Source organism: Bacillus sp. SRI_025, from assembly GCF_057592095.1.
In genome coordinates this window covers 1-10578 of sequence record NZ_JBYEGB010000012.1, presented here as the reverse complement: position 1 = coordinate 10578, position 10578 = coordinate 1, and the positions used below count along the sequence as shown (strand labels likewise).

2 protein-coding genes are annotated in these 10578 nt (G+C 46.3%); both read right to left on the bottom strand.

Going from position 1 to position 10578, the window contains the following annotated elements:
* Positions 1 to 8898 (bottom strand): non-ribosomal peptide synthetase (locus tag AC20OE_RS18710; protein ID WP_487269081.1); only part of this gene is annotated, 8898 nt, incomplete at its 3' end.
* A gap of 21 nt (positions 8899 to 8919) precedes the next feature.
* A partial coding sequence (locus AC20OE_RS18705; RefSeq protein ID WP_487269080.1) for a condensation domain-containing protein occupies positions 8920 to 10578 on the bottom strand: 1659 nt, incomplete at its 5' end.

Below are 10578 nucleotides of genomic sequence, written 5' to 3'. Positions count from 1 at the left end.
TTCTGCATCAGTATCGTTCTCTGTGATCACGTAAGCGGCAAGGGCGTCCTGATCACTCGCATCTTTGACCGTTGTCACGACGGCTTCTTTCACCGAATCCAGCGTCAGAAGCTGGGCTTCAATTTCTGACAGCTCAATACGGAAGCCGCGGATATTGACCTGATGGTCTATTCTGCCGAGGTAAATCAGCTCGCCACCCTCTGTCCATTTCACTAAATCGCCTGTGCGGTACATGCGCTCGCCTGGATAGAATGGATCTGGGACAAATCGTTTGGCTGTTTCCTCTGGAAGATTCCAATAGCCTCTTGCCAGTCCTTTTCCTGCAATCACGAGCTCACCCGGTACGCCTGGCGGCGACAGGTCATATAACGAACCCATAATGTAAAAACGAGTATTGGCAATGGCTGTTCCAATCGGAAGCGTGCCTTGTTCTGAATCGATCATTCCGCTTGTCGCTACGACCGTATTTTCAGTTGGACCGTAGTTATTGACGAGTTGATATGGAACTGGCTTCACCTGTTTCAGCTTGTCTCCGCCTGTTAGTAAGTAACGTAGAGAATGGTTGTCCATTGACATAAACTGCTCACAAAGCTGTGTTGGCAGGAAGGCAATGGTGATGCCTTCTTCATTGAAATACGCATTGAGCTTGATCATATCGAGGCGAATTGCTTCGTCGATGATATGCAGCTCTGCGCCAGCGATCCACGTCGGGAACATCTCCCAAATGGAGGCGTCAAAGCCAAAGCCTGCATATTTCGCAGTTCGATCCTCGTGCGTCACTTGGAACGCATCATTGTGCCAGAATGCAAGATTCACAAGAGACTGGTGCTCGACCATGACACCCTTCGGCTGTCCCGTCGTCCCAGACGTGTAAATCATGTAGGCAAGATCCGTTGGTTTGATCTGAACCTGAATCTCGTGAGCTTCTCCCTCTACCGCATCTTCTATGAACAGGATATGACCTGTGAATGAAGGTGGTGCAGTAAGTCCTTTCTGCATCAGAAGTACCTCTGCCCCGCAGTCTTCCAGCATGTATGCAATACGCTGCGCTGGATAATCTGCATCAATCGGAACAAATGCCGCACCTGACTTGAGAACGCCAAGGACAGCAGCTGTCATGTCAAGAGATGGGCGGGTGAGAATGCCGACGCGGTCTCCTGGTTTTGTGCCGCTTGCGATGAGCCTTGAAGCGACTACATTCGCCCGGCTGTTCAGCTCTTTATACGTCCAGCTCGTTCCGCAGAAGGTCGCCGCTTTTTGATGCGGTGCTCCTTGTGCCTTCGCCTCAATCAGGGCATGAACGGTTTGATCTGACGGGACGTCTAGGACAGGTCCTGACCATTCATTGATCAGCTCTCGTTTTTCCTCTTCAGTTATGAGAGATAGCGCTGAAATCGGCTGATTCAGCTTAGTCACCATATCGTCTATGATTTTTTCAATATATCGGCTCCAGCGCTGAATGGTGCTCTTTTTAAACAGAGCCGCTGCATACTCAAAGCGCAAGCCCACTTGATCATTTTCTTCAAATACACCAAGCGTTATATCAAATTTTGCATGAACGGTATCTTGCTGCTTTTGTGACAGCTTGAGTCCATTCAAATCCGGTAACGTCAGGTCACGGTCATCTGTAGTCAGCATGACACTAAACAATGGATTGCGGCTCGTGTCTTTCGAAAGATCTAACTGAGCCACCAATTCCTCAAACGGAAATTCTTGATGTTCATAGGCTGATAGGCTGCGATCTTTCATTTTTTCAAGCAGCTGTGCTGTCGTGTCTTCTGGCTGCACTTCGTTTCGAAGAGCAAGCGTATTGACAAACATGCCTGGAACTCGTTCGATTGAAGCATGCGTACGTCCTGCGGTTACAGCGCCTATGACGATATCTGTCTGCCCAGTTAATTTCGAAAGGAAAATGGCAAATGCTGTTTGCATCACCATGTTCAAGCTCACACCTTTTTCCGCCATGAGCGTTTTGATAGATTGCACCTTTTCAGCAGACAACCATCTATCGACTCGCCCTCCTTCAAATGACTGAACTTGAGGACGCGGAAAATCAAGGGGCAGCGCTAAGTCTTCTGGCGGCTGTGCATATTGCTCCAGCCAATACTGCCGCTGTTTCTCAAGCAGCGCCTGCTGATTTTCTTCCTGCTGCCATACCGCAAAATCCTTGTAATGCAGCTGAACTGGCGGTAACGTCTTTTTCTCATAAAGCTCTGCCAGTTCTTGAATAAGCAGGCTACGTGTGACACCGTCTGCAATGATATGGTGCATATCCATCATGAATACATATTTCTCATCAGAAAGCTTCGCCACTTTTGCTCTCATTAATGGTGCTTGATGTAGTGAGAATGGTGTAATGAATGACTCGATGACAGACTGCTCCTGATCGCCCTCGATTTCATCAACCTCTAATGTAAACGGCACTTGGCGATAGACTTTTTGAACGGGTACGCCGTCAATTTCTACAAACGCTGTCCGCAACGATTCATGTCTGTCGATCAAGGCTTGAAGCGCTGCTTCTAGCTGCTTCACATCAAGGCTGCCTTCCATCATTAAAACGGCTGGCATATGATAAGTGACTGCTTCTGGATGCAGCTGCTGCAGTACATACATCCGCTTTTGAGCAGAAGAGACGGGATAGAAATCTTGCTTTTCCGCCGGCTCAATGGATGTAACCACCGAAGAATCCGTTTCGTCCAAGTAGGCAGCCATCGCTCGTATGGTTGGTTTTTCAAAAAGGACTTTGAGCGGCACATGCTTGTTCAGCTTTGCTTGCACCTTCGAAATGAGCACCATGCCCTTGAGGGAATGACCTCCTAATTCAAAGAAGTGGTCAAGAACACCCATTTGTTCCACCCCAAGAACTTCTGACCAAATGTCACACAGCGTCCGCTCAAGTTCCGTTTCTGGTGCCACATGCGCCGTACGGTTCATATGCACTTCATGCGGAAGCGGCAAAGACTTCGCATCCACCTTTCCATTTTGGGTAAGTGGAATGTGATCGACTTTCACAAAGTACGTTGGAATCATATAATCCGGCAGTGTCTCCGCAAGATTTTCTCTAAACGTCAATGTTCCAATGTGTTCAGGCGCTGTGTAATAGAGTGCAAGCTCCGGCAAACCGGACAGGTGCAGAACTTTCACATAGACTTCTTGAATAGATGCCAGAGCACGTGCGGCATGCTCAATTTCCTGTTTCTCAATGCGATAGCCGCGGATTTTCACTTGATCATCGACTCTTCCAAGAAACTCAATATCTCCATTTGCATGCTGTCTGACCAAATCCCCTGTTCGATACATTCGCTCTTGAGGGTCATATGGATTTTCAAGAAAACGTTCCGCTGTTAACTCAGGCTGATTCAAATATCCTCTCGACACGCCTTCCCCAGATATATAAAGCTCTCCCGGCGCGCCGTAAGGGACAAGACGCTGCTGCTGATTGCATACGAGTGCTCTAGTGTGTGCAATTGGCTGCCCGATCAAAGATCGTTCCTTCAGAGCGTCCAGCTCTTGCGGTGTGATCAGCTTGGTCACTGTACCAATGGTTGTCTCAGTCGGACCGTAATGGTTCATTACTGCCACGCATGGATGCTGCTTCATAAATGTTTCAACATCCTCAGGAATGATCGGTTCTCCTCCAAGTACCACTAGGCGTAAAGCGTTAAATGAATGTTCCTTAGAATCTGCCATCATATGAAATAAAGATGGTGTCATTTTGATATAAGTCAGCTCTTGTTCATCAATCAAACGCATCAGACGTACAGGGTCTGTATACACCTCTTCACGAGGAACATAGAGTGTCCCCCCTGCTTTTAAAACAGGGAAAATGCTTGTGTAACCAAGATCATATGCATAAGAAGAAAGCAGTGCTGTCCGATCACATTCTTGCAATGTCACCTCATTTGTCAGCCAGTTGACATAGTGTGATAGATTACGATGCGTGAGCTGTACTCCCTTCGGCTTCCCTGTTGTCCCAGATGTGTAAATCACATAAGCGAGCTGATCGACCGATACTTCTGGCAGTTCTAGTGAATAGCTTTGTTGCACTGCTTGTTCAACCTGCACCACTTGAATCGACTTGCGATTTTGATAGGAATCAGCAAGAGACTCATTTGTTACGATGACTTGTGCACCTGAATCCTCTAATGTGTAGCGGATTCGTTCAGCCGGAAAAGCTGGATCAATCGGGACAAACGCTCCTCCTGCTTTCATCACACCAAGCATGGAGACGATCACATAGACAGAGCGGTCAAGAATCAGTGCCACAGTTTTTTCTTTCTCTACGCCTCGTTTCTTAAGCTCACAGCTAAGTGCATGTGACATGTCTTCCAGCTCACGGTAGGTGAGTTTTCTTTGATCATCCATGACGGCAATAGCATCCGGTGTTTCCTTAGCCTGACGTGAAAATTGGACATGGAATGGCTCATGACGATTCGTTGGCCCTTCGGCTTTTTTCTCCAGACGCTCTATTTGTTCATGCTGATCCAGTATACAGAGCAAGCCGATCTGTTCCTCTGGATGACGAACCGCCTCACGAATAATCGCTAGGAGGTGAGTTCCGAACCGGCGGACGGTCTCTTCTTTAAATAATGCCGCTGCATAGTCAAAGCTCAGTTTTAATGCTCCCTCGCGTTCAAATGCTTCTAAAGATAAATCAAATTTGACTGAGTGATGCTGAATGGCATAAGGCGAAATGTGCAGATCGCCGAGCTTTAGCGCTGGAACCTCCATGTTCTGCATGTTAAATGACACGCTAAAAAGCGGGCTCCGAGTTGTATCACGGTCTAATGGAAGATGTGCAATTAACTCTTCCAGTGGATAGCTTTGATGTGCAAAAGCGTCAACACTTGTTTCTTTTATTTCTTCAAGCAGCTGTAAAAATGTTTTGGTTTGTTCTGGTTTTCCGCGCATTGCAATGGTGTTGATAAACATCCCCGGCATGTCCTGGATATCAGGGTGTGTCCGTCCAGCAACAGGCGAACCCACAATGATATCTTCCTGACCGCTATAGGAGGCAAGCAGCACTTGAAAGGCAGATAACAAGAACATGTACATGGTCGTATCGGTTTTCTGTAGCAGTTCATGAATGCGCTGAGTCGTTGCTTGATCACAGCCAAACATAAATCGTTCTCCCGAAAAATCACGTTCTGCTGGACGCGGATAATCAGTTGGTAGCTCTAAAACCGGTAAATCTCCTTCAAATTGCTTCAGCCAATATGCTTCATGCTCCTTCAGTTTCTCCGTTTCTTCTTCACTTAGCTGCCAGACAGCGTAATCTTTATAATGAATGGCTCTTTCAGCAAGAGCTTCTCCATCATAGGCCTTCGCCAAATCTTGAATGAACGTCTTCATGGAGCTGCCATCTGTAATGAGATGATGTGCTTCCAAAACGAGAAGATGACGATTCTCACTGACCTTTAGCAGCTGAGCTCGTAAAAGAGGTGCCGCTGTTAAATCAAATGGCGATTGACGTTCAGCAAGAAATGCCTCAGCCTCTTCTTCCTTGATGTCATGAACAGGAAGGTCAAATGCAGACCATTCATGCACCCTTTGGACAATGTCTTCTCCATTCATATGAAAACTCGTTCTTAAGATTTCATGCGTTTGGATTAACTGATTAAATGCTGATTTGAGCCGCTCATATTCGAGTGTTCCTTCAAGCGTTAAGACGATCGGAATATGATAATTCGTGCTGTCAGGTTCAAGTGTCTGCAAAATGTATAAACGGCGCTGAGCTGGTGATACCGGATATTCATCTGCCTGCTCTGCTGGTAAAATAGGATGTCCGGCATCTTCTTGACCATCCTGATCGATGTAAGCCGCTAATGAGCGAATCGTCGGCTTCTCAAAAATCATTTGAATCGGCACTTCCTTTTGAAGCGCTTCTTGAACCTTCGCAGACATCATCATCGCCTTGAGCGAGTGCCCGCCAGCCATGAAGAAATGCTCGTCTATCCCAATCGTTTTTCCAAGAAGCTCCTCCCAAATGTCAGCTAGTACCTTTTCTGTCTCGGTCTCAGGCGGCATGATTTTGATCTCTTCGCGATGCACTTCGTTCGGCTTTGGTAAAGCTTTTCGATCTACCTTCCCGTTCGTTGTCAGTGCAAAGGTATCCAGCTTCATCACATAGTGCGGCACCATATAAGCTGGCAGCTTTTGATTGAATACATCTCGCACCTCTTCTTCTGTGAGTCTCCCTGTGAAGTAGGCGATGATTTCCTTTTCTTCTGAAGAAAGCTGCTGAACAAGTACAACCGCATCATCGATACCCGTTTCTTGGCGAAGCACCGTTTCAATTTCTCCAAGCTCAATACGGAAGCCTCGAATTTTCACCTGATCATCTGCACGGCCAAGGAATTCGATCTGACCATCCGCACCATATCTAGCCAAGTCACCTGTTCGATACATCCGTCCTGACGGCTTAAAAGGATCTGCCATGAATACTTGATCAGTCAAATCTGGACGTTTGATGTACCCTCTTGAAACACCATCCCCGCCTACATACAGCTCTCCTGGCGCTCCAATTGGCTGAAGTCTTTGATAATCATCTAAAATATAAGCTGACGTATGATTGATCGGCTGACCAATTGGGATCGGACCCGTTTCATCTCCTCTTACTTCGTAAATGGTCGAGATGGTTGTATTTTCTGTTGGACCATAGACATTCAGCAAAGTAAGTGATGGATGATGCTTTTTCACAAGCTCCGCACTTTTCTCATTGATCACATCACCGCCGGTGAATAATGTTTTTAACCCTTTGAACATTTGCGGCCGCTGCTGAGCGAGCTGATTAAATAAACCAGTCGTTAAAAAGAGCGCCGTGATTTGATGTGTTTGGATAAATTGTTCGAATCGGTGTATATCCAATAAAGTATCACGGTCAACAGGATAAAGCGTCGCCCCATTCAGAAGCGTAGTGAAGATTTCAAGGGTAATCGCATCAAAGCTGACAGCTCCTGTATGCGCCATACGATCCGACGTGTTCAAGCCCAATTTCTCCTGAGAGCATGCTAACCTCACAATATGCTGATGCTCAATTTGCACTCCTTTGGGCCGTCCAGTCGATCCCGATGTGAACATGATATATGCCAATTGAGATGGAGACGTCTCGACGACTGAAAACTCCGCTTGTGAGTGATGAGTCATGCCGGTCACATGAATTGCTTTGATGCTTTCATCAACCGGCGGCTGGCTGTCAGCATAAAGCAAAATGGCTACGCCACTGTCTTCAAGCATCCAACGGATTCTCTCCTCAGGCTGAGCTGGATCAATCGGCACATAGGCAGCCCCTGCGTGTAAAATGGCTAAAATGGCGATCACCGCATCTGCTGATCGGTTCATATACACCGCGACAGCATCCCCCGGCTGAACGCCGTTTTCTACAAGGATGCTGGCTAAACGACGGATTTCTTGTCCAAGCTCTTCGTATGTGAATGTTCGCTCGCCTTCGACTAATGCCAGGTGGTTTGGCTGCGCTTTGATACGTTCATTGAGCAGCTCGGGAATGGACAGGTGCTTCGGATAATCTCTCTCCGTCTGATTCCACGCTGCAATCTGCTGCTTTTCTTCTTCTGTGATACATGTCACTTCATGAAGATACATGTCAGGATTTTGAATGATTTGCTTTATGAGATTGGTCAGATGTTTCGATATATTTTCAATGACTTTTTCTTCAAACGCCACCGCATTGTATTTGATTTTCAATGTCCACGTTTCACCCGGATAGACAAGAAGATTCAGATCGAAATTCGTTTGTTCAAATCCGTCCTTTACATCAATGGCAAAACCGAGACGTGCAGACATGGTGTCACCAGACAGCTCCTGATCTAAAGGATAGTTTTCAAACCCAACCAAATGATCAAAGAGCTTTCCTCCAGCAGCTGTTTTCTGCTGAATGTCATAAAGCGGCATAAAATCATAGTTTTCCGCTTCCAGTGCATGCTGCTGAACCTTTTGAAACAGCTGTTTGAAGGTCTGTTCCTGATCCAATGTCACCCGAACAGGTATCGTATTGATAAACAGCCCTGCCATTCGCTCAATTCCAGACACACTTGGAGGTCTGCCCGATACGACTGTTCCGAATGTGACATCATCTGCTGCATGATAGGTGCTTAAAAGAACGGACCAGACAGCCTGAAAAAGGTTCGGTGCTGTCACTTGGCATTGTCTTGCCGCATCTTGAATGGCTTGTACCGTTTGTGCATCCCATGTAAACGTCCATTCCTGATGGTCATATTGTCCGTTCGCCTCTTTTTGCTGCAGCAGCCCTTGGTGCTGAACAGCGCCATCCAGCCGCTCCTTCCAATAGTCTTCCGCTTCTTGTTTGTTTTGCTTTCCAAGCCACTGGATATAGTCCGCATAAGGCTTACCTTGTGAGCGATCCGGGGTTCGGTCGTTCCGATAAGATTCATAGTAATGAAACAGTTTTTTCATCAAAACACCCATGGACCAACCATCCATGATGATGTGATGGTTGCTCCAAATCAGGTGCCAGTTTGTTTCATTTAATTGAAAAACAGCGACTTTCAACAACAGATCATTCGTTAAGTGAAATCCTTGCTTTCTCACTTGCTTTTTATATTGATCCAATACCTTTTTCTGCTCTTGATCATTCAGATGCGATAGATCTTCTCTATACACATCTAAATGACGTTCAGCCAATACAACCTGACGAGGCTTTTGTAATTGCTGATAGACAAAGGCTGTACGCAGAATGTCATATGTCCGTACGAGTTCATTGAGGCTCTTTTCAAAAAGATCGAGATCAAAATCTCCGCTTATTCCAAGCTCAAGCTGTGTGAAATAAGAGGAGGAATCAGGGTCTAGCATGGCATGATACAGCATGCCCTCTTGCATTGGTGTTAAAGGATATACCTTTTGAATTTTCTGCTTGCTCATAAGTCCACCTCTTCTTTTTGCTTAAAATAGATCCATTAGCTTTTCAAGTTCATCCATGGTAAGATCCTCATCCCCCACATCACTAGGTGTGATCTGACTCTCATCCTGTGATAGACAATGTGAGATCAATGTCTTCACATTCTTTTCTAGGAGTTCCTTGAACTGTTCCATCGTCCGCTCTTCGAATTCAAGGTGATGATAGGAAATCGTCACATGGAGCATTGCTTGTTCTACGAAACCAACAATATCTAGCGCATGAGGTTTCTCGGATTCAGGGCTCAGCGATTGTCCTGCATGCCATGCAGAGCGTCTCATTTCACCGCCACCGATCTGTTCATCAAACTGGCCAAGATAGTTAAAGCTGATATCTGGTGTGACTTGAAAATCAATATCGTCCTTCATCTTGTCAGGCGTTAAGTATTTTAAAACGCCATAGCCGATCCCCTTGTTCGGAATGTGTCTGAGTTCCTCTTTTAAATGCTTGATTTGATAAGAAAGATCGTCTGCATGCGACATATCCAGTAACACAGGATACATGCTAGTAAACCAGCCGATGGTCCGTGATACGTTAACCGCAGGGAGGATGTCTTCTCTCCCGTGCCCTTCAAGATGAATAAAGTGCCTGTCTTCACCTGTCCACTCTTTCATGGACAATCCTAATGCCGTCAGCAAAATATCATTGATTTCTGTTTGGTAGGCTTCATGTACATCCGTCAGCAGCCTGTGCGTTTCCTCTTCAGACAATGTAAAACGAATGGTTTCTGTATGAAGCATTCGTTGATCCTCCGTGACATGATCCTTTTGAAGCGGAGGAACAGAATGCGCAAGTACCTTTTTCCAATACTCTCTTTCCGATAGCAGCTCATCTGACACAGCGTATTCAGTTAGCTTCTGGGCATATTCTTGGAAGGAGTGTGTTTTTTCAGGGAGGGTAAGAGTTTCCCCACGCTTCGACTGTTCATAAAGAGCCATGAAATCTTCAAGGAAAATGCGCCATGACACACCATCAATGACAAGATGGTGTACAGCAAGCAATAAATGATCCCCTTGATCCGTTCGGAAAATAACAGGTCTCACTAAAGGCCCCTCTGCTAGCGATATACTCGCCTGCACTTCATTTGCCAGCTTTTCTACCTGCTTGATTTGCTGCGACAGCTCTCCTTTTACTTCCGCCACGTCAATTGCCACATTCTTTTCCTCGATTCCTCGATGACGCTGGATGACGCGCCCTTCTTCGAGCGGGTACACCAGTCGCAAGGCATCATGATGAATCATGAGCTGTTCCAGTACTTGCTGAACGACTTCCTCATCCAAACCATTTGGTGCTTGGAGCATAACCGATTGGTTCCAATGATGCTGATTCGTAAAGTTTCGTTCAAAGAACCAGCGCTGAATCGGTGTTAAAATGACTTCTCCTTCGACAGGTGATTGGTCGGCTGTGAGAAGATCGGCTTCCTCGATATATGGGCGCAGCTCTGCAATCGTCGGGTACTGGAATAGAAGTTTCATATCGAGCTTCCAGCCTGCTTGCGTGAGTCTGCTTGCCATTTGGATGCCTTTAATTGAATCTCCGCCAAGGAAAAAGAAGTGATCGTGAATGCCGACTTGGCTGACGCCAAGGACATCTTCCCAAATGCCGCAAAGCAGCGTTTCGACTTCGTCTCTTGGTTCTTCGTATAC